Below are 24,640 nucleotides of genomic sequence, written 5' to 3'. Positions count from 1 at the left end.
GGCTCAGGGGGTGGGGGGAGCGGGGGCGTTGAGGTGCTTGTAGTAGTAGGTGGTGTCGGCGAGTGCCCCGTCCGGGGTGGCGGCGTGGCCGGGGACGGTGCCGAACGCCGTCCAGCCGGAGGTGCGGTAGAGGTGCTCGGCGGGGCTGCCGGTCTGGGTGTCGAGCAGCAGCAGGGTGGTGCCGCCGCGGCGGGCGGCGTCCTCGGCGTGCCGCAGCAGGCGGCGGCCGAGGCCCGCGCCGCGGGCGTCGCGGTGGACCAGCAGTTTGGCGACCTCGGCGCGGTGGCGGCCGTTGGGCTTCTCCTCGCGGACCAGGGAGACGGTGCCGAGGACCCGCCCGGCGCCGTCCTCGGCTGTCCAGAGCAGGCGCGTCCCGGCGGCGAGGGACGGGCGCAGGCCGTCCCACCAGGCGGCGGCCTCGCGGTGGGCGGTGCCGGCCAGGAAGCCGACCGAGGCGCCGTCGGCCACCGCGTCCAGCAGCAGGTCGGCGAGGGCGTCCCGGCGGGCGTCCAGGGCCTCGGGGGTGAGCGGGCGGACGGTCGGGGTCACGGCAGCACCAGGGCGATCAGGTAGCGGACGGGGTGGGGGCCGGGGCAGTGGAACCCGGAGGCGCCGTGCAGGCGGTAGCGGAGGCAGTCGCCCGCGGCGAGGCGGTGCACGGTGCCGTCCAGGGCCAGGTCGAGCGCGCCGTCCAGCACCCACAGGTGGTGCTCCAGGCCGGGGACGGGCGGGGCGTCGTAGCGGACGTCCGCGCCGGGCGGGAGGGTGCCCTCGACCAGTTCGGCGCGCAGGCCGGGGTGCGGGGGCGAGACCGAGCGGCGGGCGAAGCCGGTCGCCGGGTCGTGCCAGCGCGGCTGCTCGGCGGCGCGCAGCAGGCCGGGCGGATCGGACTCGACCTCGGCCAGCAGCCGGGAGACGGTGCGGCCGTACGCGGTGCAGAGCCGTCCGAGCTGGGCGGCGGTCGGGCTGAGTTCGGCGCGCTCCAGCCGGGAGAGCGTGGAGCGGCTGGTGCCGCTGCGGCGGGCGAGCTCGTCCAGCGACCAGCCGCGTTCGGCGCGCAGGGCGGCCAGGCGGGCGGCCAGGCGGCGGCCCTCCTCGTCCGGGAGTTCGTCGTTTCCCACATCCGGGAGGATATCCCGGATCGGAGAGGAGGCGGAAGCGGGTCCGCCGACCCGCGCTCATCCGGGATGTCAGGAATGGTTACCGTGGTGGCGTGTACCGGTTCCTGCTCAGCCCGCGGTGGCTCGTCGGCACGGTCGTCGCGGTGGCGGCGATCGTGGTCTGCCTGATGCTGGGCACCTGGCAGCTGGACCGCTTCGAGTCCCGGGTGTCGACCCACCAGGAGAACGGCCGGGCCGCGACCGCCGCCGCGCAGGCCGAGGCGCAGCCGCTGGCGGCGGTGCTGCCGGACGGCGCGGCCAGGGTCGGCACCGACACCGTCGGCCGGACGGTCCGGGTCACCGGCGCGTACGACGGCGCGCACCAACTGCTGGTGCCCGGGCGGACGGTGGACGGGCGCTCCGGCTACTACGTGCTGACCCCGCTGGTCACCGACGGCGGCCGGGCGGTGCCCGTGGTACGCGGCTGGGCCGCGGGCGAACCCGGCGCGGCCCCGGAGGCGCCGACCGGGCAGGTCAGCGTGACCGGACGGCTGCAGGCCCCGGAGAACAGCGGCAGCGGCGGCGCGGTGGCGGGCGGCCTGCCCGCCGGGCAGCTGGGCACGATCAGCCCGGCCACCCTGGTCAACGTGCTGCCGTACCCCGTGTACGACGGCTGGGTCGCGGCGGACGACGTCCCGGCCGGGCTGACGGCGGTGCCCACGGTGCAGCCGCAGGGCGGCGACGGGCTGAGCCTGCGGGCGTTCCAGAACCTGGGCTACACCCTGGAGTGGTTCGTCTTCGCCGGGTTCGTGGTGTTCATGTGGTTCCGGCTGGTGCGCCGCGAGGCGGAGGCCGCCCAGGACCGGGCCCTCGGACTGGACCCGGTCCTGGACTGACCGCCGCTCAGCGGAGCTTCGAGCGAGAGGGCGACGGGGACGGGGACGGGGACGGCAGCACCTTGCCCCCCGGAGCGGCGCTCGCGTTCGTGCTCGGGCTCGGGCTCGGGCTGCCGCACGGCACCGGCGGGGCCGCGGCGGTCGCCCCGGCGCCGGTCGGCCGCGGCACCGGGGTGCCGGTGGCCGGGGGCAGTGCGTTCGGAGTGGCGCAGCCGCCGCCCGCGTAGCCCGCCGGGGCGGGCGACGGGTTGCCGCAGTCGTCGACGTAGTCGTCGGTGCGGCCGGAGCCCGCGGTGCGGTGGTGGTAGTGGTGCACCACGCTGCCGCCGCCGGTGGTGTGCTTGGAACCGGACGACCCGCCGGTGGAGCCGCTGGACCCGCCGCTGGACGACCCGCCCTTGGAGGTGCGCTTCCCGCTGGAGCCGCCCTTCGAGGTGCGGCTCCCGCTGCCGCCGGCCCTGGCCTGCACGACGACACCGCCGCCGTCACCGCTCCCGGCCAGCACGAGGCCGGTGTCGGCGGCGGCGGCTCCCGCGGCCTGCACGCAGGCGTGGCTCCCGCTGTCCGTGGAGCAGCCGGCCGCGGTCAGCAGGACGGCGCCGACCGCGACGACGGCCAGCGCGGCGCGTCCACCCATCAGTTGTCCCCCTCGTCGTCGGGCCCGCAGCTCACCGGACCGTGCCGGGCGCCAGGTGGCGCCGGACGAAGTCGATCTCCAGGCGGAGCTGCTTGATCCGCTCGTCGACGACCAGCGAACCGTGCCCGGCATCGTAGCGGTACACCTCGTGGACCTTGCCGAGCTCCTCCAGCCGCCGGACGTAGTTGTCGACCTGCCGGATCGGGCAGCGCGGGTCGTTGACGCCCGCGCTGATGTACACCGGCGCCTTGACCTGCTCGACGTACGTCAGCGGCGAGGAGGCGTGCCAGCGCTCGGGGACCTCCTCGGGCGTGCCGCCGAAGAGGGTGCGGTCCAGGGACTTCAGCGCCTCCATCTCGTCGGCGTACGCGGTCAGGTAGTCGGCGACCGGGACGGCGGCCAGGCCGAGCGTCCAGTGGTCGGGCTGGGTGCCGAGGCCGAGCAGGGTCAGGTAGCCGCCCCAGGAGCCGCCGGAGAGCACCAGCCGGTCCGGGTCGGCCAGGCCGGAGGCGACCGCCCAGTCGCGGACCGCGCCGATGTCCTCCAGCTCGATCAGGCCGACGCGTTCGGTGAGGGCGTCGGTCCAGGCCTGCCCGTAGCCGGTGGAGCCGCGGTAGTTGACCCGGACGACGGCGAAGCCGTGGTCGAGCCAGGCGGCGGGCCCGGCCGCGAAGGAGTCGCTGTCGTGGTGGGTCGGGCCGCCGTGCACCTCGAACACCGTCGGGTGCGGGCCCTCCCCGGACGGGCGCTGCACCAGCGCGTGCACCCGGCCGCCGGGCCCGTCCACCCAGACGTCCTCGACCGGCGCCGAACCGGGCGGGACGGGCCCGGGGGCGCGCAGCACCACCGCGCCGGAGGTGGAGCGCACCACGGACGGCTCGGCCGCCGAGGACCACAGGAACTCCACCGTGCCGTCGGGGCGGGCGGTGGCCCCGGCGACGGTGCCGCGCGGGGTGTCCAGCCTGGTCAGCTCGCCGGACTCCAGGTCGTACGAGAACAGCTCGGAGCGGGCCTCGTACTCGTGCTCGATCAGCAGCGAGCGGGCGTCCGGGCGCCACTGCGCGGACAGGTCGCCGGGGAACGGGCGGCCCTGCTCGTCGCGCAGGGCGAGTTCGGTCTCGGTGCCCGCCGCGACGTCCCACAGCATCGGCTCCCAGCGGCCGCTGCGCTGGTGGGCGACCAGCAGCCGGGTGTCGCCGTCGGTGGGCGCGAAGCCCAGGCAGGCGACGCCGCGCGGCTCGTCGCGGCCGGTGACCTCGTCGAGTTCGGCGACCGCGGTGCCGTCGGCCAGGCGCAGCACCCGGATCGCCGAGTGCATGGCGTCGCCGTGCTCGGTGTGGTCGACGGCCAGCAGGGTGCCGTCGTGCGAGAGGTCGCCGACGCCGCCGTACTCGGCGTGCCGGTAGACCACCTCGGGCTCGGCGGCGCCCGGGCGGCGCAGGTACAGGGTGGTGCCCTCGTCGTCGGTGGAGGTGCCGACCACCACCGTGCCGTCGCGGCCGAGCGCCAGGCCCGCCGAGTACGCGGCGGGCACGCCCGGGACGGCCTCCTCGTCGGGGCCGCCGGAGAAGGGGCGGCGGCGCCAGACCCCGAACTCGTCGCCGTCGGTGTCGTCGAACCACCAGATCCACTGCCCGTCGGGGGTGAGTTCGGCGTCGGTGGTGCCGTTCGGGCGGTCGGTGACCCGGCGGTGCTCGTCGGTGGAGCGGTCCCACGCGTAGACCTCGTAGGTGCCGGTCGCGTTGGACACGTACAGCGCCCGGTCGGGTGCCTCGTCCGCCCAGTCGGGCAGGGAGACCCGCGCCGCCCGGAACCGCTGCTCCCACGCCGGAACGGCGTTCGTCTGCTCGTTCATGCACTCATCCAACCCGATGGCGGGGGGTGATCGGAACGGCCCGGACGGGAGCGCGGGGCGGGCGCGGGGGCGCCACGGGGTCGCCGGGCGGTTGGTGCGGACACGGAGCTGATGCGGTGCGGCCACTGACGGGCTATCAACGGTACCGTGACAAACACGGACATAATGACCGGAGGAGTGTCGCCGTGACCGTCCCCGCGCCCCCGTTCGACCGGCTCGACCGGCTCGACCCGCACGAACTCGCCCAGGCGCTGGGCCTGGTCGAGGAGATCGAGCAGTACCTGGCCGGGCTGCCCGCCCCCGCGTCCCCGCCCGCACCGGCGGCCGGCCCGTACGGCAGCGTCCGGCAGCCCTGGAACCACGGCGAGCCGCTGCCCCGCCGCTCACTGCTGGACCGGCTGGCCCGCCGACCGGCCCGCCCGGTGGAGGTCACCGTCGCCGGGCACCTGCGGCTGACCTCCCGCTACCTCGCCGAGGCCGGCTGGACGCAGGGCGCGCTCTGGGACGCCCGCGGCCGGGTCTGCCTGCTCGGCGCGCAGACCGCCGTCCTGGCGCACGGCTACGGCACCGCGTACACGGTGCGCCGGGCCCGCGCCCAGGTCATGGAGGTGCTGCACGCCACCGGCCGCCCGGCGTCCTCCCCCGACGTGTGGAACGACCGCCCCGGCCGCCGCCAGGCCGAGGTGCACGCCCTGCTGGAACGGGCCCGGGCCCGGGCGCACTTCCTCGGGATCTGAACGGCCCGGCGGGCTGCTGCTCCCCGGGGTGGGGCCGGGCACAGGCCGGGACGGCGCTCAGGCCGGGACGGCGCTCAGGCCGGGACGGCGGCTCAGGCCGGGACGGCGGTGGCCGCGGCAGCCGCGGTGAGCGCCGCCAGCCGCTCGGCGGTCACCGAGCCCGGCTCGGCGGTGTACACCACCAGCAGCAGGCCCGGCTCGCCGGGCGGGACGAGCGTCTCGTACCCGAAGTCCAGCTCCCCCGCCCGCGGGTGCAGCAGCAGCTTGCGCCCGGACGCCTTCTCCCGGACGCCGTGCCGGGCCCACAGTTCGGCGAACAGCGAACTGTCCGCGTTCAGTTCGGCCACCAGCGCGGCCAGTTCGGGATCGTCGGGGTGGCGGGCGGCGTCCAGCCGCAGGTGGGCGACGGTCTCGGCGGCGACCCGCTCGAACTCCGGGTACAGCCGGGCGCCGTGCTCGGTGAGGAAGGCGTGCCGGGCCATGTTCCGTTCGCCGGGCGGCAGTTCGGAGAACCCGATCACCGCGTCGGCCGCGGCGTTCCAGGCCCGCACGTCCATGCACCGGTCGAGCACGAACGCCGGCAGCGCCATCGCGTCCAGCACCAGCCGCAGCCCCGGCCCGACCTGCCGCGGCGCCCGCCGGTGGATGCCGCGCGGCGGGCGGGCCAGGTCGTGCAGGTGGCCGCGCTCGGTGGCGTCCAGTCGCAGCACCCGGGCCACCGCGTCCAGCACCTCCGCGGAGACGCCGTCGCCCCGCCCCTGCTCCAACCGCACGTAGTAGTCGACGCTCACCCCCGCCAGCTGCGCGACCTCCTCCCGCCGCAGCCCCGGCACCCGGCGCCGCCGCCCCAGCTCGGGCAGCCCCACGTCGGACGGCTGGATCCGGGCGCGGCGCTGCCGCAGGAACTCCCCCAGTTCGCTCATGCCCCCGACGATACGTCGGCCGCCGCGAAGGTGGTTCTCCCGGACCCAGGAAAACCACGGCACTGGGTGGGGCCGCCGCCGCCGAACAGACTCGTACCCGTCAGCAGGAAGCGGGCCGCGGGAAGCGGCACCCGCGGCGAACGAGGAGAGCGATTCCCATGGGCTACCCCACCCTGAACACCCGCACCGCCGTCGTCACCGGCGCCGCCAGCGGCATGGGCGAGGCGATCGCCCGGCAGCTGGTCGCCGACGGCGCCCGGGTCGCGCTGCTGGCCCGCCGGGCCGACCGGCTCGCCGCGCTGGCCGCCGAACTCGGCCCGAACGCGCTCGCGGTGCCCGCCGACGTCACCGACCAGGACTCCGTCGACGCCGCGCAGGAACGCGTCCACGCGGCCTTCGGCCGGGTCGACCTGCTGGTCAACTCGGCCGGCGTGATGCTGCCCAACCCGGTCGACGACGGCCGGATCGACGAGTGGTCCCGCATGATCGACACCAACGTGACCGGCGCGCTGCGGATGATCCGCGCCTTCGGCCCCGACCTGGTCGCCGCCGCGGCGGACGGCGCCACCGCCGACCTGGTCGACATCTCCTCGATCGGCGCGGACGTGGTCTTCCCCAACTACGCGGTCTACGGCGCCACCAAGGCCGCACTGACCCAGCTCTCGGCCGCACTGCGCAGCGAGTACGGCCCGCGCGACGTCCGGGTCACCAACATCGAGCCCGGCCTGACCGACACCGAGCTCGGCACCCACATCGACAACCCGGCCCTCGGCCCCGACGGCCAGCTCGGCACGATGTTCGACACCATCGGCCCGCTCGCCGCCGCGGACATCGCCGACCTGGTCGCCTACGCGGCCAGCCGCCCCCGGCACGTGAACCTGCGCCAGCTGGTGGTACTGCCGACCCGCCAGGCCTGAACGGATCCGGTGACGAGACGTCAGGGCGTGCCGCCCGGCGAGGACGCGGCACTGCGGGACGCGGGGCCTGGACGGACGCGGTGACCGGACGTCAGGGCGTGGCGCTCGGCGAGGACGTGGCGGGCGGGGTCGGGTCGGGTTCCGGGCCGGTCCAGTAGACGGTGCCGCCGCAGCCCAGCGGCAGGGTGGTGCTGACCGGTGGCGCGGCGACGGCCCGGTCCGGTGTGTAGCCGAGTGCGAAGGCGGGTGCCGGCTGGCCGCCGCCCGCCAGGCCGGTGGACGGGTCGGCGGTCGGCGTGGGGTCGGCCGCGACGGCGGCCAGCGTCGGCCCCGGGGCGGAGCCGGTGTCGGCCGCCGCGGCCGCGGCGGCGCCGCTGGCCGCCGGGGAGGGCTGCGCCCCGCCCGGGCCGGTCGGCGAGTCGGAGGCCCCGGCGCAGCGCGCGGGCACCCAGGCGAACCGCACCAGGTACGAGCCGCCCGGGCCGAGTTGCACCTCCGCGGGCAGCTCCGCCGGGTCGGGCAGCGAACCGGCCGGGTCGCCGACGGCGTGCGCGAGCAGTTGGACGCCGCCCGAACCCGCCCCCAGGGCGAGCGTGCCGGGGCCGGGGACGCGGCAGGCCTGCGCACCGGTGTTGGTCAGCCGGAACCAGCCGTACACCTTGCCGGTGGCCGGGTCGGCGGCCGCCTGCTGGACGTCGGAGCGGCCGAGGTCGGCCCCGGTGCACGGCGGCGCGGCCGCGGGCGAGACGCCCGGGCTGCCGTCCGCGGACGGGCTCGCGGACGCCCCCGGCTCCGGGACGGCGGTGTCGGCCGGCGGCACCGCGGCGGAGGTGCGCGGGTGCCCCGGGTGGCTGCCGGGCGTCCGCGACGGGCTGCTCCCCGCCCCGGGCACGGCCTGCCCCCCGGTCGGGTCCCCGGACAGCACGAACGGCCGGGCGACGTTCACCAGCGGCAGCACCGCGGCGGCGGCCGCCAGCACCGCGGCCCCGCCCAGCGCCCGTCTGCGGACGGCCCGGCGGCGCGGCACGGCGACCCGCAACCGGGGCAGCGCGCCCGGCTCGGGCTCGACGGCGGCGACGGCGCGGTGCAGCCGGGCCCGCAGCGCGTCCTCGGTCAGCGGGCCCGCTCCGCGGCCGGTCGGCACGTCAGGGCTCGGTCGGTAGCCGGTCGGCACGTCGGCGGCCGGTCGGTAGCCGGTCGGCACGTCGGCGGCCGGTCGGTGGCCGGTCGGCACGTCAGGACTCGGTCGGTAGCCGGTCGGCACGTCGGCGGCCGGTCGGTACCCGGTCGGCACGTCAGGGCTCGGTCCGTCGGCACTCGGTCCGTCGGCGGGCTGGGAAGGCCGGCCCTCAGTCATCGCCGCGCTCCATCCGCGCCCGCAGCGCGGCGATCCCGCGCGACCCGTACGCCTTCACCGAGCCGACGGAAATGCCGAGCACCTCGGCGACCTGTGCCTCCGTCAGGTCGGCGTAGTAGCGCAGCACCAGCACCTCCCGCTGACGGCGTTGCAACCCCCGTAGCGCGGCCTTGAGTTCGTCGCGCTCCAGCGCATCGTAAGCCCCCTCTTCTGCACTGGCCATGTCAGGCATGGGCTTGGGCAGCAGACGGAGGCCCAGCAGGCGGCGGCGCAGCGTGGAACGGGACAGGTTGACCACGGTCTGCCGCAGGTAGGCGAGTGTCTTCTCGGGGTCGCGGACGCGGCGCCGGGCGGCGTGCACCCGGATGAACGCTTCCTGCACGACGTCCTCGCAGGAGGACAGGTCGTCCAGCAGCAGCGCGGCGAGCCGCAACAGGGAGCGGTAGTGGGCCCGGTAGGCGTCGGTGAGCTGGTCGACGCTGGCCCCGGGCGCGTCCGCTGCCGCCGCAGCAAAGCCCATCCGACTACCGGCCCGCCGGGCCGCCCCGGGCAGGGCGAGCGCCACCGCCCCCGTCACGTTCGTCACGATGGTTGGACACACGATCCCCTGTCCTGGTTGCCCCGGCCGGGGGCGTTCTTGCGAGAAGGGGGAATCCCCCTCCCGAGCGCACTGGCTCCGAAGGGGGATTCTGGCAGACCCGGCGGACGGGCCGGGTCCGCTTCACCCGTCCCGCACACAACCGTTGCGGTGTGGGTATCCGGGGCGGACCGGGTCCGGTCAGCGGCCGGTGCCGCCGTAGACGACCGCCTCGTCGGTGTCGCTGTCCAGGCCGAACGCGGTGTGCACGGCGCGGACCGCCTCCGGCACGTCCTCCGCGCGGGTGACCACCGAGATGCGGATCTCCGAGGTGGAGATCAGCTCGATGTTCACGCCCGCCTCGGAGAGCGCCTCGAAGAAGGTCGCGGTGACGCCGGGGTTCGAGCGCATGCCCGCGCCGACCAGCGAGATCTTGCCGATCGCGTCGTCGAAGCGCAGCGACTCGAAGCCGATGCCCTCCTTGACCCGGTTCAGCGCGTCCAGTGCCTTCTGGCCCTCGTTGGTGGGGAGGGTGAAGGAGATGTCGGTCAGACCGGTGGACGCGGCCGACACGTTCTGCACGACCATGTCGATGTTGACCTCGGCGTCCGCGATCGCGCGGAAGATCCGGGCCGCCTCGCCCGGCTTGTCCGGCACGCCGACGACGGTGACCTTGGCCTCCGACGTGTCGTGGGCGACTCCGGAGATGATGGCCTGCTCCATCTCGCCCCCTTCGGGCTTCTTGTTCGGGTTGGTGCCGCTGACGATCGTCCCCGGCAGACCGGAGAACGACGATCGTACGTGAATCGGGATGTTGTAGCGCCGCGCGTACTCCACGCAGCGGTCGAGCAGCACCTTCGAGCCGGACGAGGCCAGCTCCAGCATGTCCTCGAAGGCGATCCAGTCGATCTTGCGGGCCTTCTTGACCACCCGCGGGTCGGCGGTGAACACGCCGTCCACGTCGGTGTAGATCTCGCACACCTCGGCGCCCAGCGCGGCCGCCAGCGCCACCGCGGTGGTGTCCGAGCCGCCGCGGCCCAGCGTGGTGATGTCCTTGGAGACCTGCGACACGCCCTGGAAACCGGCCACGATCGCGATGTTGCCCTCGTCCAGGGCAGCCCGGATCCGGCCCGGCGTCACATCGATGATGCGCGCCTTGTTGTGGGTCGAGTCGGTGATCACACCGGCCTGGCTGCCCGTGAACGACTGGGCGTCGAAACCCAGCGTCCGGATCGCCATGGCCAGCAGCGCCATCGAGATGCGCTCTCCGGCGGTCAGCAGCATGTCGAACTCGCGACCGGACGGAATAGGGGTCACCTGTTCCGCCAGCTCGATGAGTTCGTCCGTGGTGTCACCCATCGCGGAGACCACGACGACGACCTCGTGGCCGGCCTTCCTGGTGTCCACGATGCGGCGGGCGACGCGCTTGATGCCTTCGGCATCCGCGACGGATGAGCCGCCGTACTTCTGCACGACAAGGCCCACGGGGGCTCCTCGACTCGGGGTGGTAGGTCGCGGCCAGTCTAACGAGCAGGGGTTCTCCGGCCGACGCCTTTCACATCGTGAGATGCGAATATCGGACTCTGGTCACCGCCGACCGGCAGGTCTGCGGGCCCCGGCCGCCCGCCCCGAAGAATCGCCGCCCGAGCAGCACCCGGCTCCCGGAATCTTCGCCTCCGGGCCGCCGATGACGGTTGCGTCACACCGGGGCGCGACGCGCTCCGCACCGTGCTCCGACGCGCCCCCCGGACCGGGTTTCGGCCCGGACGGCCCGGGTTCAGAGGCCAGATTCAGAGCCCGGGTTCAGAGCCCGAGCTCGGCCGCCATCAGGTCGCCCGCCTGCTGCTCCAGCTGCTCGTCGGTCAGCCCGTCGTCGTCGGTGTCCGCCCCGTCCGGCACCGCGCCCAGCGGCGAGTCCAGCCGCACGTGCGCGATCAGCGACTGCAGTGCGCGCAGCACCGCCGTGCAGGTCGAGCCCCAGTTGGACAGGTACGAGAACTGCCACCACCACAGCGCCTCCGAGACCCGGCCCTCGCGGTAGTGCGTCAGCCCGTGGCCCAGCTCGCTGACCACGCCCGCCAGGTCGTCCGAGATCCGGAACGCGCTCGGCTTCTCCGGCGGGCCGTACGGGTCGAACACCTCGTGGTAGACGTCGATCGGCGCCAGCAGCTCGGCGAGCCGCTCGCGCAGCTCCACCCCGTCCGGCTCCGGCCCGGCGTCCGGCTCGAAGCGGTCCTCCGGCAGGACGTCCTCGATCGCGCCCAGCCGGCCGCCCGCCAGCAACAGCTGCGAGACCTCCAGCAGCAGCAGCGAGATCGCGCTGCCCGGCTCGTCGCCCTTCGCGACCTCGGTGACGGCCAGCACGAAGCTCTCCACCGAGTCGGCGATCTGCACCGCGAAGTCGTCCGGGGCCCCGGTCCGCCCCAGCGGGCCGCCCGGCAGTTCAGTGGTGTCGGTTCGGTCAGACATCGAGCAGTCGTCTCCCTTCGAACGCCCGGCCGAGGGTGACCTCGTCGGCGTACTCCAAGTCCCCGCCGACGGGCAGTCCGCTCGCCAGCCGGGTGACCTTGAGGCCCATCGGCTTGCACAGCCGGGCCAGGTAGGTCGCGGTCGCCTCCCCCTCCAGGTTGGGGTCGGTGGCCAGGATCAGCTCGGTGACCGTGCCGTCCGCGAGCCTGGTCATCAGCTCGCGGATCCGCAGGTCGTCCGGGCCGACCCCCTCGATCGGGCTGATCGCCCCGCCCAGCACGTGGTACCGGCCGCGGAACTCGCGCGTCCGCTCGATCGCCACCACGTCCTTGGGCTCCTCCACCACGCAGATCACCGCGAGGTCCCGGCGCGGGTCCAGGCAGACCCGGCACTGCTCGGACTCCGCGACGTTGCCGCAGACCGCGCAGAACCGGACCTTCTCCTTCACCTGCTGCAGCGCGTGCGCCAGCCGGCGCACGTCCACCGGATCGGCCTGCAGGACGTGGAAGGCGATCCGCTGGGCGCTCTTGGGACCGACCCCGGGCAGCCTGCCCAGCTCGTCGATCAAGTCCTGCACCACGCCCTCGTACACCTGCCACGCCTTCCTTCGACCGGAGTCCGCCCCGGTGCCATCATCCAACGAATCGGGCGCCGGACACACCGCCCGACGCCCTACTGGCCCATAAATCACACAACCCGTTACCCGGGGTTCCCGGTGCGCACGCGGCGTGTGCACCGGGCGGGGCCGAGCCGAGCCCGCCCGACCCGGGCCGGGCCGGGTCGGGCCGGGCGGGGCCGGGTCGGGCGGGGCGGGGCCAGGGCCGGGCCCGCGGGCTCAGGTCAGAACGGGAGGCCGGGGATACCGCTGCCGCCGCCCAGGCCCTGGGTCAGCGGGCCCATCCGCTCGGCCTGCAGCTTCTGCGCCGCCGCGTTGGCGTCCCGCACCGCGGCCAGCACCAGGTCCGCCAGGGTCTCGGTGTCCTCCGGGTCGACCGCCGCCGGGGCGATGGTCAGCGCGACCAGCTCGCCCGAGCCCGTCACCGTCGCCTCCACCAGGCCGCCGCCCGCCGAACCGGACACCTTCGCCTCGGCCAACTCCTGCTGGGCCCGGCCCAGCTCCTCCTGCATCTTCTGCGCCTGCTTCAAGAGCTGCTGCATGTTCGGCTGGCCACCAGGGAACACGGAACCTCCTCGGTCCGTCGACGGTCCGTCGACACTCCACGACACTCACGACACCGGCGTGTACCCGGCCGAGACCGTCCGCACCCGTACCCGTGCCTTCGTCCCCGAGCCTACGCGGCCGCCCGTCAGCCCCACGTCAGCTGCGGGGCCCCGGGGGACCGGCGGCCCCGGCGGCTCCGGCGGCTCAGCTCGGGCGGTGGTGGATCTCCTCCAGCACCGTCGCGCCCAGCTCGCGGACGATCAGCTCCTGGGCGGAGAAGACGTCCTCCACCAAGTCCGGGTCGTCCTCCTCCGGGACGTCGTCCTCCGGCGCCACCTGCGACTGCGACTGCGGCTTCGGCCGGGACGGCGACTGCGGCTTCGGGGGCTGCTGCACGGGCGCGGGAGCGGGCGTCTGCACGGCAGGAGCGGGCGCGGGCGCCTGCTGGACGGGGGACGGTGCGGGGGCCTGCGGCGGCGGCTGCACGGGGCGGGGCGCCTGCGGGGCCCCCCAGCCGCCGGCCGCGGGGGCGGGGGCCGGGGCGAACGGCGCCGCGGACTGCGCCGACGGCGGGCTCGTCGCGCCCGACGGGTCGACGATGCACTCCACCCGCCAGTCCACGCCCAGCGCGTCCGCCAGGGCCTGCCGCAGCACCTCGTCGCTGTGGCTGCCGACGAAGCTGTCCCGGGCGCCCGCGTTCACGAACGACACCTGCAGCGTGCTGCCGTCGAACCCGGCCACCTGGCCGTTCTGGCTCAGCAGGATCCAGGTGAACCGGCGGCGGTTCTTCACCGCCTCCAGGATCTGCGGCCACATCTGCCGGATCTGCGCCGCACCCTGCTGCGCCGCCGCCGAGGGCTGCCCGCCGTGCCCACCGTGCCCGCCGGCCGGGGGTTGCACGGGCGCCGGAGGTTGCACGGGCACCGCGGGCGGGGCCTCCTGCACCGGCGCGGGGGCGGCGGGCGCGGCGGCGGGCTGCTGCTCACCGGGCGCGAAGCTGCGCGGGATCGGCCAGGCACCCGGAGCGGGACCGGCCGGAGCGGGCGCGGGCGCCTGCTGGACGGGGGCCTGCTGGACGGGCGCGGGAGCCTGCGGCGGCTGCTCGACGTAGGGCGCCGGTGCCTGCGCCGGGGCCTGGGCCTGGACCGGGGCCGCGGCCTGCTGGACGGGCGCGGAGGGCTGGAACGCCACCGGAGCGGCGAAACCGCCCGTCGCCGCCCGCCGCTCCAGCTTGTCCAGCCGGGCCTGCACCGACAGCTCGTCCCCGTACGCGCCGGGCAGCATCACCCGGGCGCAGATCAGCTCCAGCTGGAGCCGGGGCGCGGCGTTCCCGCGCATCTCGGTCAGGCCGGTGTTCACCAAGTCCGCGGCGCGGCTCAGCTCGGCAGGACCGAAGCGGTCGGCCTGGGCCTGCATCACCGCGATCCGGTCGGCCGGGGCGTCGATCAGGCTCTTCTCCCCCGCGTCCGGCACGGTGGCCAGGATCACCAGGTCGCGCAGCCGCTCCAGCAGGTCCGTCACGAACCGCCGCGGGTCGTGCCCGCCCTCGACCACCCGGTCGACGACCTGGAACACCGTCGCGCCGTCCTGCGCGGCGAAGGCGTCCACCACCTCGTCCAGCAGCGCCGCGTCGGTGTACCCCAGCAGCGCCGTCGCCATCTGGTAGGTCACGCCGGCCTCGCCGGCGCCCGCCAGCAGCTGGTCCATCACCGACATCGAGTCGCGCACCGAACCGGCGCCGGACCGCACCACCAGCGGGAACACCGCGTCCTCGACCTGGATCTCCTCCCGGCCGCAGACCTGCGCCAGGTAGTCGCGCAGCGTGCCCGGCGGCACCAGCCGGAACGGGTAGTGGTGCGTGCGGGACCGGATCGTCCCGATCACCTTCTCCGGCTCGGTGGTCGCGAAGATGAACTTCAGGTGCTCCGGCGGCTCCTCCACCACCTTCAGCAGCGCGTTGAAACCGGCCGAGGTCACCATGTGCGCCTCGTCCAGGATGAAGATCTTGTACCGGCTGTGCACCGGCGCGAAGAACGCCCGCTCGCGCAGCTCGCGCGCGTCGTCCACACCACCGTGCGACGCGGCGTCGATCTCGATCACGTCGATCGAACCCGGCCCGCCCGTCGCCAGGTCGCGGCAGGACTGGCACTCCCCGCACGGATCCGGCGTCGGCCCCCGCTCGCAGTTCAGGCAGCGGGCCAGGATGCGGGCGCTCGTCGTCTTCCCGCACCCGCGCGGCCCGCTGAACAGGTACGCGTGGTTGACCCGGTTGTTGCGCAGGGCCTGCTGGAGCGGGGCGGTCACGTGCTCCTGCCCGATGACCTCCGCGAAGGTCTCGGGGCGGTAGCGGCGGTACAGGGCTAGGGACACACCCCCGAAGATATCGGGACCAACCGACAACCGCGGCCCCCACCCGCCAACATCCCCCGCCACAAACGCAAGGACCCCTCGCGCACCCGCCAGAGCTCTCCTACCCTTGCTGCCTTCCGGCCCTGGGGGGGTTCAGCGAGATGGCGCCACACGAGGGGCTGCCCCAAGAGTAGCGGATCCCGGCCCCCACTCCCCCCACCCACCCCCAACTCCGATCCGCAGGCCACCCCCGCCACCCACCTGCGAGAGCGTGGTCGCAACCACCCCTCAACATGTACTAAGCTCTCCCACGGAGGATTCGCCTAGAGGCCTAGGGCGCACGCTTGGAAAGCGTGTTGGGGGCAACCCCTCACGAGTTCGAATCTCGTATCCTCCGCCTGATCGAAGGCCCGGACCGCTCAGCGGTCCGGGCCTTCGGCGTGTCGCGATCCCGAGCAACTCTCGAAGTACGTAGCACCATCGGCTCGTCCTCACTACAGCGAGTTCACCGAGAAGCACCGGCACGCAAGCCGTCGGGCGGCGTCCACTCGTGCTCCAGGATCGAGTGGGTGATCGAGTCCCGCCAGGCGCCGCGGACGAAGACGTGGTCGCGGATCCGGCCGTCCTCGGTCATGCCTGCCCGCAGGAGGGTGCGGGCGGACGCCTCGTTGAGGGGTGAGCGGGCGGCCCAGATGCGGTGCAGGCCGAGGACGTCGAAGCCGAGCGCACAGAGCAGGTGAACGGTCTCCACGCCCAGTCCCCTTCCCCACTCAGCCGGGTGGAGGGCGAACCCGATCGTGGCCGCCTGCTGCGGCTCGGTCGCCAACCGTGCATAGCCGACGAGCCGGTGGTCGCCGCGGTGGGTGACGGCGAGGCAGTACTCGGTTCTCGGCGTTTCGGACGCGGAGGCGATGGAGCGGTCGACGATCGCCTGGACCTGCTCGACGGTGCGAGGCTCGAAGCTGAGGTGCCGGGTGGCCTCGGGATCGCCGTAGATGGCCAGCAGCGCGCTCTGGTCATCGGATTCGACTTCCCGCAGCGTCAAGCGCGAGCCGGACAGACGGACCGGATTCACGAAGCAGGCGTCCTTCGGTTCAGCGTGGTCATGAAGGGAGCGTGACGTTCAGGTACTCCTGCACCAGCTCGAAGAGTCCGTACGGCACGTACTCGGGAATCTCGGCGAGAGCCACCCAGGCGAGCGCGTCCAACTCCTCGGTGTCCACCACCTCGGCGATACCGCTGACAACCTCGCAGGCCGTGTAGGACATCAGCCGACCGGTCTTCGGGTGGACGCGCTCGCCGAGGAGCGTGATCGCCACCACTCCGAGCCCGGTCTCTTTCGCGGTCTCACGGACGGCCGCCTGCTCGGGCGATTCGCCGAACTCGATCTCGCCAGCCGGAAACTGCCACGAGAGCTGGCCTTCGCTGATCCGCCGCCGGACCATCAGGAGACGGCCTTCTCGGACCACGAGCGCAGCAGCAATCCCCGGACGATCTCCGGCAGTTCGCTGTGTCATGTCAGCTCCTCCAGAGCGGGGCAACAGGCAAGAGGAGAGCCTATCGGCCTCGGGACGGATGAACCCGGCCTTCGAGCAACCGCTCCTGGACTCCCGACAACGTCGCATCTGGCTGCCGAACGACGGATGTGCTCGCTTTTCTAGTGCTCGCTCCCGCGAAGCTCGGTACGGTAGCGGCCTGTAGCTGGTCGAACACGATCCGCGGGGGTCTGCGGTGGGGGACAACGGCAGGACGTTCGGGGCGTTCATCTCGCTCAGGCGGTCGACGCTGGGGTGGACCCAGCTGCGACTGGCTGCCGAGGTCGGTCGCAGTGAGGACTGGATGTCCCTGGTCGAGCGGGACATGCAGCAGGTCAAAGACCTGACACTACTCCAGCGCTTCGCCGACGTCCTGGAGGTCGGCCTCGCCGAGCTGATCGCCTTGCCGCAACCGGCTGCTGACCGACCGAGATCACGCCCGCGGAAGCCCACCTCGGCTACGCTGACGAGCACTTCCGCTGCCGAGGAGGACGATGTGCGACGCCGCCCGTTCATGGCCCTGGCGGCTGCCGCCCTGTTCGCTCCGGCCGTTGGAGAACCAGCCGCGCACGCCGAGGCGACGACGTCGCTGGGCGGGCTGGAGGACCTTCTCCTATACGGGACGGACCGGGTACCGTCCCCCCGCCGCGAGCCCACCTCGGCAACCGTGGCAGCCTCCCTGGTGGCGTCCCGCCGGGAGTTCAAGGCAGCTCGGTACGACATCCTCGCCGAAGCCCTGCCCGGTCGGATCGCGGCTGCGCAGTTGCTCGGCACGTCCGAAGAACGCGGCCGCAACGTGGCCCAGCTCTACAACGTCGCCGTCCGACTGTGCATCAAGGCCGGCGACAACAACCTGGTGGCGATCACCGCCGACCGGGCGCTGACCTCCGCACGGGCCGGAGGGGATCCACTGGTCGTCGCCGAGGCACAGCGCATGGTGTCCAGCGCTTGGCGGCGCCAGGGCAGCCTGGCGCGGGCGACCGACATCGTGGTGGTCGCGGCCGAGGAACTCCTCGCCGACACCTCCGTGCCGGAGGCTTCCCGCCTCGCCACCCGCGGTGCCCTCTACGCCACTGCCGCCTACACCGCCGCGAAGAGCGGAGACCGCTCCTACGCGCACGCCCTGATCCGGGAAGCCGTCGACAGTGCCGCTGCCTCGGGCCGGATCTCCGGACTGGTCGAGGGCGCGCAGGGCGTCGCCCTGCACGAGTTGTCGGTGCACTACGAGCTCGGTGACGCCGGCCGCGCGATCGAGCTGGCCCGCACGATCGATCCCACCTCGCTGCCGACCGCCGAACGGCAGGCCCGGTTCTTCATCGACGTGGCCCGCGCGTTCGACCAGTGGGGCAAGCCCGAGCAGTGCTTCAAGGCCCTGATGGCCGCCGAGGAGGCCGCCCCGCAGGAGGTCCGCCGCGGCGCCGTTCGCGACCTCGCCTCCGGGTTGCTGCGGCACGACCGCAAGCTGCCGGGTGTCCGGGACTTCGCCGCCCGCGCAGGCGTGCAGATCATCTGACCCGTAGCCGGGCTACGACCCGTAATCCGGCTACGGATCCGGCCTTCAGCCGAGCAGTTCACTGGGGAACGTCCACCCCCGCCCCTGCTGCCGGAGGCCCTCCCATGCCAACGCACAGCACTCCCCTGCCCGTTGTCGGTCCCCGGCACGCCACTCCGCCCGGCCGTGACCGGCTCAGTGCCTTCCTGACGGCTTCTTGGGCCGCTCTGCACCTGCCCGTCATCGTCCTGCTCGGCCTCTCGGCACACCACCAGGCCGAGGCCTGTTTTCCGCCGGTCGCGACCGCCCCCGACCTGCTCGTCACGTAGGCCCCACGGGGCATCGCGACGACCCCGCGCCCTCTGCCGCTCGCCCGTCCGAGAGGAGAACCAGCCATGCACCGGCTGCCCGAAGCGCCCACGATCAACGCCTCGCTGGCGCGCGTCGACTACCGCACCACCCCCGAGTACTACATCGACACCGAGCAGGTCACCGATCCCGTGATCCTGCAGCTGTTGAGCTGCTGCCCGACCGTCTTCGGTCTCAAGAAGGCCGTCTCCGACCTGCTGGCCGGGCGCCTGGACATCGTTCTGCCCGAGCCCGTCGGAGTCATCGAGCCCGGCGCCGTCGTCCGCGGCCGGGTGATCGTGGCGGCTGGAGCCGTCATCGCGGAAGGCGCGTTCGTCACCGGCCCGGTACTGGTCTGTCCCGGCGCGGTGGTCGAGGCCGGCGCCCGGGTCCGGGACAACACGGTCATCGGCCCCGGCTGCCGGATCGGCTTCGGCGCCGAGGTCACCCGTTCCCTGCTGGCAGGCGGCGTCTTCATGAAGCACACCAGCTTCGTCGGCGACTCCGTGCTCGGCCTCGGCGTCAACATCGGCGCGTTCGTCTCCACCACGGGCCTGCGGGTCACCTCCGGGCCGGTCACCGAACCAGCCACCGAGGAGGTCTGCGCGCACCTCGACGGCCACCGGATCGCCACCGGACAGACGAAGTTCGGCGCGGTGATCGGCGACGGCGTGATCGTTCCCGCCGGCACCGTCCTCCAGCCCGCCACCCTGATCGGCGCGCACACCCTGCTCTATCCGAAGACCCAGGTCGGGGGCTTCTTCCCCGCCGGAAGCCAAGGAAGGTGACCGTGCCCACCACCGACACCACCACGCTCGACGAGCGGGCCGTGCGGATCACCGGCGGTCAGCGCCTGGTCGGCACTGCCACCGTGCAGGGCAGCAAGAACACCGCCCTCCACCTGTACGCCGCCACGATCCTCGCCGACGATCCGCTGACCCTGATCGGCGCCCCGGAGATCCTGGACACCGGGGTGGTCGCCGACATCCTGCACCGCACCGGCACCAGGGCCACGGTGACCGGAGACGAGTTCGTCACGCGCCCGGCCGACTCCTACTTCCCGGTCATCCCCGACGACCTCGGACGGCGCATCCGGACCACCGCCGTGATGGCCGCCGCCCTCCTGGCACGCTCCGGCAAGGTCACCTTCCCGACCCCCGGCGGGGACGCCTTCTGCACCCGCCACATCGACCGGCACCTCACGGCGATGGAAGCGGCCGGGGCGGACGTCGAAGTGACCCGGGGCCGGGTGCGGGCCCACATCACCGGCAAGAGCCTGCCGTTCATCACCGATGCCGACACCCGTGCCTGGGGACCGAGCCTCGGCGCGACGGTCACCGCCATGCTGCTGGCCGCCCGCATCCCGGGTACCTCCTCGGTGCTCAACCCGAGCGTCGAACCCGAGGTCACCCACACCGCGGCCCTCCTGTCCCAGGCCGGCGTCGGCATCGAGTGGCAGGGCAGAACGGCTCTGCACGTGACCGGCACCGATCGCGTTCGGGGCGGGGTCTTCCCGGTGCCTCCCGACCGGTTGGAGGCCGCCACCCTCGCCCTGGCCGCCGCGATCACCGGCGGCACCGTCCACTTGACCGGCTTCCCCACCGCCGCGTTCCCCGACGGGCTGGTGTCCGTGTTCGCCGACGCCGGCATCCGGCTCGACCCGGTGGACGGCGGGACCACCGTCAGCGTCCCGGCCGGACCGCGCGCGGTCCAGATGGCCACCGGACCGCATCCCGGATTCCCGACGGACGTACAGCCGCAGCTGACCGCCTTCCTGACCCAGGCCGAGGGCACCTCCCGGATCGACGAGCGAATTTACCCGCAGCGCGACACCCACCTGCCCGCCCTCGCCGCATTCGGTGCCGCCGTCAACGCGAGCGGCCCGGTGATCACCGTCCGGGGACGGTCGGCGCTGACGGCCGCCGACGTGGCCGGGGCAGACATCCGCGCGGCGACCGCGCTCGTGATCGCCGCCCTGGCGGCCGAGGGCAGTTCTACGATCCGAGGGATGTATCACCTGCGGCGCGGATACGGCAGCCTGCTGCCGAAGTTGGCCGCGCTCGGTGCCGACCTGACGATCGACCAGGAGCAGCCATGACCACCACCGCACCTTGGACCCCGAACGCGCTGGCCGACCTTCGAGAATGCCTGGACCTGATGACCGCCGACGGCACCGTACCCGGCGGCGTCATCGCCCACGGCACCTTCGACACCGCTCCCGGCTACCTGGCATCCGGCATCGTCGCCCCCGAGTGCGGCGACGCCCGGCCGGGGCCGGACACGGTGTACGACGTGGCCTCGCTGACTAAGGTCCTGGCCACTTGGCCGCTGGTCGGCACCTCCCTGATGGACGGCTTCACCCTGGACACCCCGATCCGCGAACTGCTGACCGGTATCTCGGCAGAGGCGCCCGGCGGCCGGGTAACGGCTCGCCAGGTCTTGGCTCACACCTCCGGCCTGCGGGCCGACACCCGCCTCGACCAGTACCGCAACCGCACCGAGCCGCTGGCCGAACTGATCTGCGGAGAGCCGCTGATCGCCGACCCCGGAGCCGGTCACCGCTACATCAACCGAGGCTTCATCCTCCTCGGCCTGGCCCTGGCCCACTACCGCTGCCGGCGCCTGGACGAGCTGGCGGCCGAGCTCTGGCAGGACCTCGGCATGACCAGCACGGCCTACGGACCGGTGTCCCGCTCTGCCCAGGTCGCCCCGACCGAGCAGCGGCTGCCCGGCGGGCCCCGGCTGTGGGGCATTCCGCACGACGACAACGCCGCCCTGCTCGGCGGAGTCGCCGGCCACGCCGGGGTGTTCACCACCCCGGCGGACCTCGCCGCCTTCGCCACTCACCTGCTGTCCTCGCACGCCACCGACGGGCCCCTGGGCCGCTGGCTCGCCCACAGCATGCAGCCGCAGGCCGAGATCGAGCCGGGCCTCGACCGCGGCCTGGCCTGGATCCTCGCCGACGAGGGCAGGGTCGCCTATCACCACGGCTTCACCGGCACGAGCCTCTACCTCGCCCCGACCACCGGCCGCTACCTGGCCATCTGCACCAACGCCGTCTACCACCACCAGGACAACCGCACCCGCCTCGCCCCGCTGCGGGCCCTCGCCCTGAAGGCGATCACCGACGAACCCTAGGAGGCCCTCGTGGACCACGCCACGCTCGCGTCCATGACCACCCTCCGGCTCGGCGGCCCCGTCGCCAACGCTCTGCGCGTCTCCGACCCCGACGACTGGGCCGAGTTGGTCCGCACGATCGCTGACCGCCAGGAAGGCGCTCCGCTCACGCTCGGCCACGGCAGCAACGTGATCGCCTCCGACGCCGGACACGAGGGCACCGTGGTCGTGATGAACACCCGGGGCATCACCGCCAAGCGGCTGGACGACACCACGGTGGCCGTGACCGTCCAAGCCGGGCGCCCGCTCGCCGACCTCACCAGCTGGGCCGCCACCGAGCACCTCGCAGGAATCGAGTGCCTGGCCGGCATACCCGGCACCGTGGGCGCGGCCCCCGTCCAGAACGCCGGAGCCTACGGCCAGCAGATCTCCGACGCCCTCGACCACCTCACGGCCTGGGACTGGGACATGGGCCGCCTACGGACCCTGCCCGCCCAGGCGTGCCGCCTCCGCCACCGCGACAGCCGGTTCAAGAACGCCCCCGGCCGCTGGACCGTCCTCACGGCGACGTTCCACCTCACCCGCTCACCCGCTGCCCCCGTCACCTACCGGCCGCTCGCCGACGAACTCGGCGTTGACCTGGGCGCCCGCCCGTCGGTGGCCGAGGTGACCGCCGCCGTGCTCGCCAACCGCCACCGCCGAGGACTCCTCCTCGACCCCCACGGTCCCGACGCCCGCCAGGCCGGATCGGTCTTCCTCAACCCGCCCGTCACCGCCGGGCAAGCCGCCCGTTGGTCAGCCGCGGGCTGCCCTGTCCACACCGACAGCGACAGACAGCTGCGGGCCAGCGCCGGCTGGCTGCTGGAACACGTCGGCTACCGCCCCGGCAGCAAGATCGCCGACGGCGTGCACTGCTCGGAGCGTCGGACCCTCACTCTCACCGCTCGCGACGGAGCGACCTCCGCGGGCTTCACCCGGGCACTCGCCGAACTCTCGGCGAAGGTCGAGGCTACTACCGGGATCACGCTCCGACCTGAGCCGGTACTGATCGGAACCTGACCGTGAAGTCCGGAACCTGACTCAGGCCATGGACCTCGCCACCTGGCCACAGCGATAGGCGCTCTTCCTCAACTGAGGACGAGCGCCTATTCTCCGATCACGCCGTGTTCGGGTGGGGGGAGCTAACGTGCCAGCAGAGGCAACAAGTTGGCAGAAAGAGCAGGTCAGTCGGGCGTATGTACACGCCCTTGCTGCTCAGGGTGGCTACACGATCGGCGAATGGAACGTCGACAAGGACGGTGTCGACGTCACTCTCCGTTCACGCGGGCTGATGATCGACATCCAGCTCAAGTGCACGCAGAGCCCACGTGTCACACGCGACGGATACAGCTTCGATCTCGACATCGAGACCTACGACAAGCTTCGCCATCCTGAACGCTCAGCTCCGGGCCATCTCGCCTTGTTGATCGTGCCGCCGGACATCGGCCGCTGGGTAACCCACCAGCAGGAGGCCGTCGTCCTGGCCTGCCATGGGTACTGGGCTTCCCTCCAGGGCATGAGTGCGGTCGGCGGCAGCACAACTGCCATCAGAATCCCGCGCCAACAAGAACTGACCGTAAAGGCCATGGGAACTATGTTCGATGCGGCGCGTCGCATGACCCTAGGTGGCTTGCGGGGGATGAACTGAAATGGTGGACGGCACTCCTGACTTTGGGCCCAATGAGGTCCGAAGCTACCTGAGAGTCAACGGCTGGGCCCCTGTCGATGGCGGCGATTTGGCCGAGCTGTGGAGCCTGCCCGGCTTCGCAGACGAGGTTGTCCTTGTGCCGCTCAAGCCCGGCGCTCCAGACTTCACCAAGCGGGTCCACATCTTGCTGAACGACCTCGCCCGGATCGAGGCACAAGAGGTCCGTGCAGTGCAGGACGCGATTACCACCGTCTATCACGATGTGACTGATCTCCGAGCCTCCCACCCATCGCTGAGCGACGGATCGATCCCGCTTGAAGCGGGGTATGAGCTGTTCGTCTCCGCAAAGCGGCTACGCGTGGCCTCGGCGGCCGCTACCCTCCGCCGGCAGGGCCATTTCCGCAATTTTCCGGCTCGCGCACGGGACCAAGCCCGGGAAGTCAGAATCGGCCAGACCCGACGCGGATCGTACATCGTGCCGATCATCAGCCAGGCCCGATCGCCGCTTGAGGTCTATACGCCGGGCCAGAGAAGCATCGACGCCAACATCGAAGAGGTTCTGTTCGACCGCCGCGTGACCGCGACCATGTCTCGTGCGCTCGGCGTCCTTCAGGAAATGGCGAGTGCCGAACGCGAACCGACTCCCAGCGAGATCACCGACAGCGTCGGAGAGGGCGTCTCCTACGAGCTGTGCCAAGCCTTGGCCAAGATCGTGAATGCAGAGTCGGTCAATGCACTCGATGTCTCCTTCAACTGGTCACGAGTAGCCGCTCCGCCGCCAGGGGCACCTGCTCAGGTCACATTCGATCAAGATGCAATCGAGATCATCGACAAGGTCTCTACGCAGCTCAAGACGCGCACCTCTACACGACAGCACCTGATCTACGGAGTGGTCACCAACCTGAGTCGCCAACCCGACGACGAAGACGGGCGTGTAGGTGTAAGGACCCTCCTGCAACGCCGGATTCGTGTCGTATGGATGCAACTCCCTCCCAACCTCTACCACGTCGCCGTCCGTTGCCACGACGAAGGAGTGCCAGTACAAGTTCAAGGTGTACTGACCAGTCCTTCCGGCGGTCACGCCACCATGGAGGTCAGCCACTTCGGTCCAGATCCCTCGCTGCCGCTGAGCGAGCCTCTGGAGCTGTGAACACGACAGCGCCTCAGCCCCAACAGGCCAGACCCTCCTGGTCTCAGTTTTGGTCTCATTCACCCCTGTCCAGCCAGGTTCAGCCGCCGCCTGACCGCATGCTCCGCTGCAGGTCAGGACGAGGGTGAACCCCGATGGACAGTGCTGAGGAGAATTGGAAAGCGTGTTGGGGCAACCCCTCACGAGTTCGAATCTCGTATCCTCCGCCTGATCGAGGGCCCGGACCGCAACTGCGGACGCTGTTGGTGAATTCGGGTTCTGATCACTTCGCCTCGTCGACTGGTTGGTCGGTGGGGCGAAGTGCTGCGAAGTGGCTGGTGCGGGTTCGGGCT

At 72.9% G+C, this 24,640-nt stretch carries 25 protein-coding genes, 1 tRNA gene and 1 other RNA gene; 12 read left to right on the top strand and 15 right to left on the bottom strand.

Annotated features, from left to right (window positions below; translation table 11 throughout):
* Nucleotides 1-3: 3 nt before the first annotated feature.
* Both OO57_RS32930 and OO57_RS32925 read right to left on the bottom strand, forming a co-directional pair.
* Nucleotides 4-549, bottom strand: a complete 546-nt coding sequence (locus tag OO57_RS32930; RefSeq protein WP_081974131.1) for a GNAT family N-acetyltransferase — start codon at nt 547-549, stop codon at nt 4-6.
* On the bottom strand, nt 546-1,121 hold the full coding sequence (locus tag OO57_RS32925; RefSeq protein ID WP_033256423.1) for a helix-turn-helix domain-containing protein: 576 nt from the start codon (nt 1,119-1,121) through the stop codon (nt 546-548). The genes OO57_RS32930 and OO57_RS32925 overlap by 4 nt, the downstream gene beginning before the upstream one ends.
* Before the next feature lie 92 nt (nt 1,122-1,213).
* Here OO57_RS32925 and OO57_RS32920 point away from each other — a divergent pair, with 92 nt between their 5' ends.
* Nucleotides 1,214-1,996: an SURF1 family protein gene (locus tag OO57_RS32920; protein WP_033256422.1), complete on the top strand. Its 783-nt coding sequence runs from the start codon at nt 1,214-1,216 to the stop codon at nt 1,994-1,996.
* Nucleotides 1,997-2,003: 7 nt separating this feature from the next.
* Here OO57_RS32920 and OO57_RS32915 read toward each other — a convergent pair whose 3' ends face one another.
* Nucleotides 2,004-2,633, bottom strand: a complete 630-nt coding sequence (locus OO57_RS32915; RefSeq protein WP_033256421.1) for a hypothetical protein — start codon at nt 2,631-2,633, stop codon at nt 2,004-2,006.
* 31 nt (nt 2,634-2,664) lie between these two features.
* Nucleotides 2,665-4,488, bottom strand: coding sequence for a prolyl oligopeptidase family serine peptidase (locus OO57_RS32910; RefSeq protein WP_033256420.1), 1,824 nt, complete (start codon nt 4,486-4,488; stop codon nt 2,665-2,667).
* Between the two features lie 185 nt (nt 4,489-4,673).
* Between OO57_RS32910 and OO57_RS43115 the strand changes: the two genes are divergently transcribed.
* On the top strand, nt 4,674-5,225 hold the full coding sequence (locus OO57_RS43115) for a DUF6197 family protein (RefSeq protein WP_051778551.1): 552 nt from the start codon (nt 4,674-4,676) through the stop codon (nt 5,223-5,225).
* A gap of 92 nt (nt 5,226-5,317) precedes the next feature.
* Here the strand turns inward: OO57_RS43115 and OO57_RS32900 are convergent, their stop codons facing one another.
* A complete protein-coding gene (locus OO57_RS32900) occupies nt 5,318-6,148 on the bottom strand; it encodes a helix-turn-helix transcriptional regulator (protein WP_033256418.1) in 831 nt (276 codons plus the stop codon).
* A gap of 158 nt (nt 6,149-6,306) precedes the next feature.
* On the opposite strand from OO57_RS32900, the gene OO57_RS32895 reads away from it, so the two are divergent.
* Entirely contained in the window at nt 6,307-7,065 is a 759-nt protein-coding gene (locus OO57_RS32895) for an SDR family oxidoreductase (RefSeq protein WP_033256417.1), read from the top strand.
* 91 nt (nt 7,066-7,156) lie between these two features.
* Here the strand turns inward: OO57_RS32895 and OO57_RS32890 are convergent, their stop codons facing one another.
* The 8 genes from OO57_RS32890 to ffs form a co-directional block, all read right to left on the bottom strand.
* On the bottom strand, nt 7,157-8,422 hold the full coding sequence (locus tag OO57_RS32890; protein ID WP_158715308.1) for a hypothetical protein: 1,266 nt from the start codon (nt 8,420-8,422) through the stop codon (nt 7,157-7,159).
* Nucleotides 8,415-8,942: a SigE family RNA polymerase sigma factor gene (locus OO57_RS32885; RefSeq protein ID WP_051778552.1), complete on the bottom strand. Its 528-nt coding sequence runs from the start codon at nt 8,940-8,942 to the stop codon at nt 8,415-8,417. Before OO57_RS32885 ends, OO57_RS32890 begins: the two co-directional genes overlap by 8 nt.
* 258 nt (nt 8,943-9,200) lie before the next feature.
* Nucleotides 9,201-10,484, bottom strand: coding sequence for an aspartate kinase (locus OO57_RS32880; RefSeq protein WP_033256415.1), 1,284 nt, complete (start codon nt 10,482-10,484; stop codon nt 9,201-9,203).
* A gap of 318 nt (nt 10,485-10,802) precedes the next feature.
* Nucleotides 10,803-11,468: a DUF5063 domain-containing protein gene (locus OO57_RS32875; RefSeq protein ID WP_033256414.1), complete on the bottom strand. Its 666-nt coding sequence runs from the start codon at nt 11,466-11,468 to the stop codon at nt 10,803-10,805.
* Entirely contained in the window at nt 11,461-12,060 is a 600-nt protein-coding gene (gene recR / locus OO57_RS32870) for a recombination mediator RecR (RefSeq protein ID WP_033256413.1), read from the bottom strand. Before recR ends, OO57_RS32875 begins: the two co-directional genes overlap by 8 nt.
* 248 nt (nt 12,061-12,308) lie before the next feature.
* Nucleotides 12,309-12,626 (bottom strand): YbaB/EbfC family nucleoid-associated protein, encoded by a 318-nt coding sequence (locus OO57_RS32865; protein ID WP_033256412.1) that lies wholly within the window; start codon nt 12,624-12,626, stop codon nt 12,309-12,311.
* A 208-nt stretch (nt 12,627-12,834) separates the two neighbouring features.
* On the bottom strand, nt 12,835-15,000 hold the full coding sequence (locus OO57_RS32860) for a DNA polymerase III subunit gamma and tau (RefSeq protein WP_033256411.1): 2,166 nt from the start codon (nt 14,998-15,000) through the stop codon (nt 12,835-12,837).
* Nucleotides 15,001-15,069: 69 nt separating this feature from the next.
* Nucleotides 15,070-15,160: signal recognition particle sRNA small type (gene ffs, locus OO57_RS40500), an RNA gene on the bottom strand.
* A gap of 131 nt (nt 15,161-15,291) precedes the next feature.
* Between ffs and OO57_RS32855 the strand changes: the two genes are divergently transcribed.
* A tRNA-Ser gene (locus OO57_RS32855) sits at nt 15,292-15,376 on the top strand.
* A gap of 108 nt (nt 15,377-15,484) precedes the next feature.
* On the opposite strand, the gene OO57_RS32850 is transcribed toward OO57_RS32855, so the two are convergent.
* A complete protein-coding gene (locus tag OO57_RS32850; protein WP_033256410.1) occupies nt 15,485-16,054 on the bottom strand; it encodes a GNAT family N-acetyltransferase in 570 nt (189 codons plus the stop codon).
* A gap of 28 nt (nt 16,055-16,082) precedes the next feature.
* Entirely contained in the window at nt 16,083-16,496 is a 414-nt protein-coding gene (locus OO57_RS32845; RefSeq protein WP_033256409.1) for an NUDIX hydrolase, read from the bottom strand.
* Between the two features lie 322 nt (nt 16,497-16,818).
* Between OO57_RS32845 and OO57_RS32840 the strand changes: the two genes are divergently transcribed.
* The 8 genes from OO57_RS32840 (at nt 16,819) to OO57_RS32805 (ending at nt 24,308) form a co-directional block, all read left to right on the top strand.
* Nucleotides 16,819-18,027 (top strand): XRE family transcriptional regulator, encoded by a 1,209-nt coding sequence (locus tag OO57_RS32840; RefSeq protein ID WP_234337609.1) that lies wholly within the window; start codon nt 16,819-16,821, stop codon nt 18,025-18,027.
* Nucleotides 18,028-18,131: 104 nt separating this feature from the next.
* Nucleotides 18,132-18,335, top strand: a complete 204-nt coding sequence (locus OO57_RS32835; protein ID WP_033256408.1) for a hypothetical protein — start codon at nt 18,132-18,134, stop codon at nt 18,333-18,335.
* Nucleotides 18,336-18,401: 66 nt separating this feature from the next.
* The gene (locus tag OO57_RS40015) at nt 18,402-19,142 is read left to right on the top strand and encodes a hypothetical protein (protein WP_051778550.1); all 741 of its coding nucleotides are present in this window, start codon (nt 18,402-18,404) and stop codon (nt 19,140-19,142) included.
* A gap of 2 nt (nt 19,143-19,144) precedes the next feature.
* Nucleotides 19,145-20,452 carry a UDP-N-acetylglucosamine 1-carboxyvinyltransferase gene (locus OO57_RS32825; RefSeq protein ID WP_033256407.1) on the top strand — a complete coding sequence of 436 codons (1,308 nt, stop codon included), beginning with the start codon at nt 19,145-19,147 and terminating at the stop codon, nt 20,450-20,452.
* Nucleotides 20,449-21,492 carry a serine hydrolase domain-containing protein gene (locus OO57_RS32820; RefSeq protein WP_051778549.1) on the top strand — a complete coding sequence of 348 codons (1,044 nt, stop codon included), beginning with the start codon at nt 20,449-20,451 and terminating at the stop codon, nt 21,490-21,492. The genes OO57_RS32825 and OO57_RS32820 overlap by 4 nt, the downstream gene beginning before the upstream one ends.
* A 9-nt stretch (nt 21,493-21,501) precedes the next feature.
* Nucleotides 21,502-22,530, top strand: coding sequence for a UDP-N-acetylmuramate dehydrogenase (locus OO57_RS32815; RefSeq protein ID WP_051778548.1), 1,029 nt, complete (start codon nt 21,502-21,504; stop codon nt 22,528-22,530).
* A 127-nt stretch (nt 22,531-22,657) separates the two neighbouring features.
* A complete protein-coding gene (locus OO57_RS32810) occupies nt 22,658-23,158 on the top strand; it encodes a DUF4365 domain-containing protein (protein ID WP_033256406.1) in 501 nt (166 codons plus the stop codon).
* 1 nt (nt 23,159) lies between these two features.
* Nucleotides 23,160-24,308: a hypothetical protein gene (locus OO57_RS32805; RefSeq protein ID WP_033256405.1), complete on the top strand. Its 1,149-nt coding sequence runs from the start codon at nt 23,160-23,162 to the stop codon at nt 24,306-24,308.
* Nucleotides 24,309-24,640: the final 332 nt, after the last annotated feature.

The sequence above is a fragment of the Kitasatospora phosalacinea genome (assembly GCF_000717185.1).
GTDB lineage: Bacteria > Actinomycetota > Actinomycetes > Streptomycetales > Streptomycetaceae > Kitasatospora > Kitasatospora phosalacinea_A.
This window is presented reverse-complemented; position numbering and strand designations above follow the sequence as displayed.

Coding starts and splice junctions, on each gene's coding strand:
- OO57_RS32885 (WP_051778552.1), bottom strand. CDS start 8,942: ATGGGCTTTGCTGCGGCGGCAGCGGACGCGCCCGGGGCCAGCGTCGAC.
- OO57_RS40015 (WP_051778550.1), top strand. CDS start 18,402: ATGCACCGGCTGCCCGAAGCGCCCACGATCAACGCCTCGCTGGCGCGC.
- OO57_RS32805 (WP_033256405.1), top strand. CDS start 23,160: ATGGTGGACGGCACTCCTGACTTTGGGCCCAATGAGGTCCGAAGCTAC.
- OO57_RS32875 (WP_033256414.1), bottom strand. CDS start 11,468: ATGTCTGACCGAACCGACACCACTGAACTGCCGGGCGGCCCGCTGGGG.
- OO57_RS32835 (WP_033256408.1), top strand. CDS start 18,132: ATGCCAACGCACAGCACTCCCCTGCCCGTTGTCGGTCCCCGGCACGCC.
- OO57_RS32910 (WP_033256420.1), bottom strand. CDS start 4,488: ATGAACGAGCAGACGAACGCCGTTCCGGCGTGGGAGCAGCGGTTCCGG.
- OO57_RS32915 (WP_033256421.1), bottom strand. CDS start 2,633: ATGGGTGGACGCGCCGCGCTGGCCGTCGTCGCGGTCGGCGCCGTCCTG.
- OO57_RS32840 (WP_234337609.1), top strand. CDS start 16,819: ATGTCCCTGGTCGAGCGGGACATGCAGCAGGTCAAAGACCTGACACTA.
- OO57_RS32895 (WP_033256417.1), top strand. CDS start 6,307: ATGGGCTACCCCACCCTGAACACCCGCACCGCCGTCGTCACCGGCGCC.
- OO57_RS32900 (WP_033256418.1), bottom strand. CDS start 6,148: ATGAGCGAACTGGGGGAGTTCCTGCGGCAGCGCCGCGCCCGGATCCAG.
- OO57_RS32865 (WP_033256412.1), bottom strand. CDS start 12,626: ATGCAGCAGCTCTTGAAGCAGGCGCAGAAGATGCAGGAGGAGCTGGGC.
- OO57_RS32890 (WP_158715308.1), bottom strand. CDS start 8,422: ATGACTGAGGGCCGGCCTTCCCAGCCCGCCGACGGACCGAGTGCCGAC.
- OO57_RS32845 (WP_033256409.1), bottom strand. CDS start 16,496: ATGACACAGCGAACTGCCGGAGATCGTCCGGGGATTGCTGCTGCGCTC.
- OO57_RS32820 (WP_051778549.1), top strand. CDS start 20,449: ATGACCACCACCGCACCTTGGACCCCGAACGCGCTGGCCGACCTTCGA.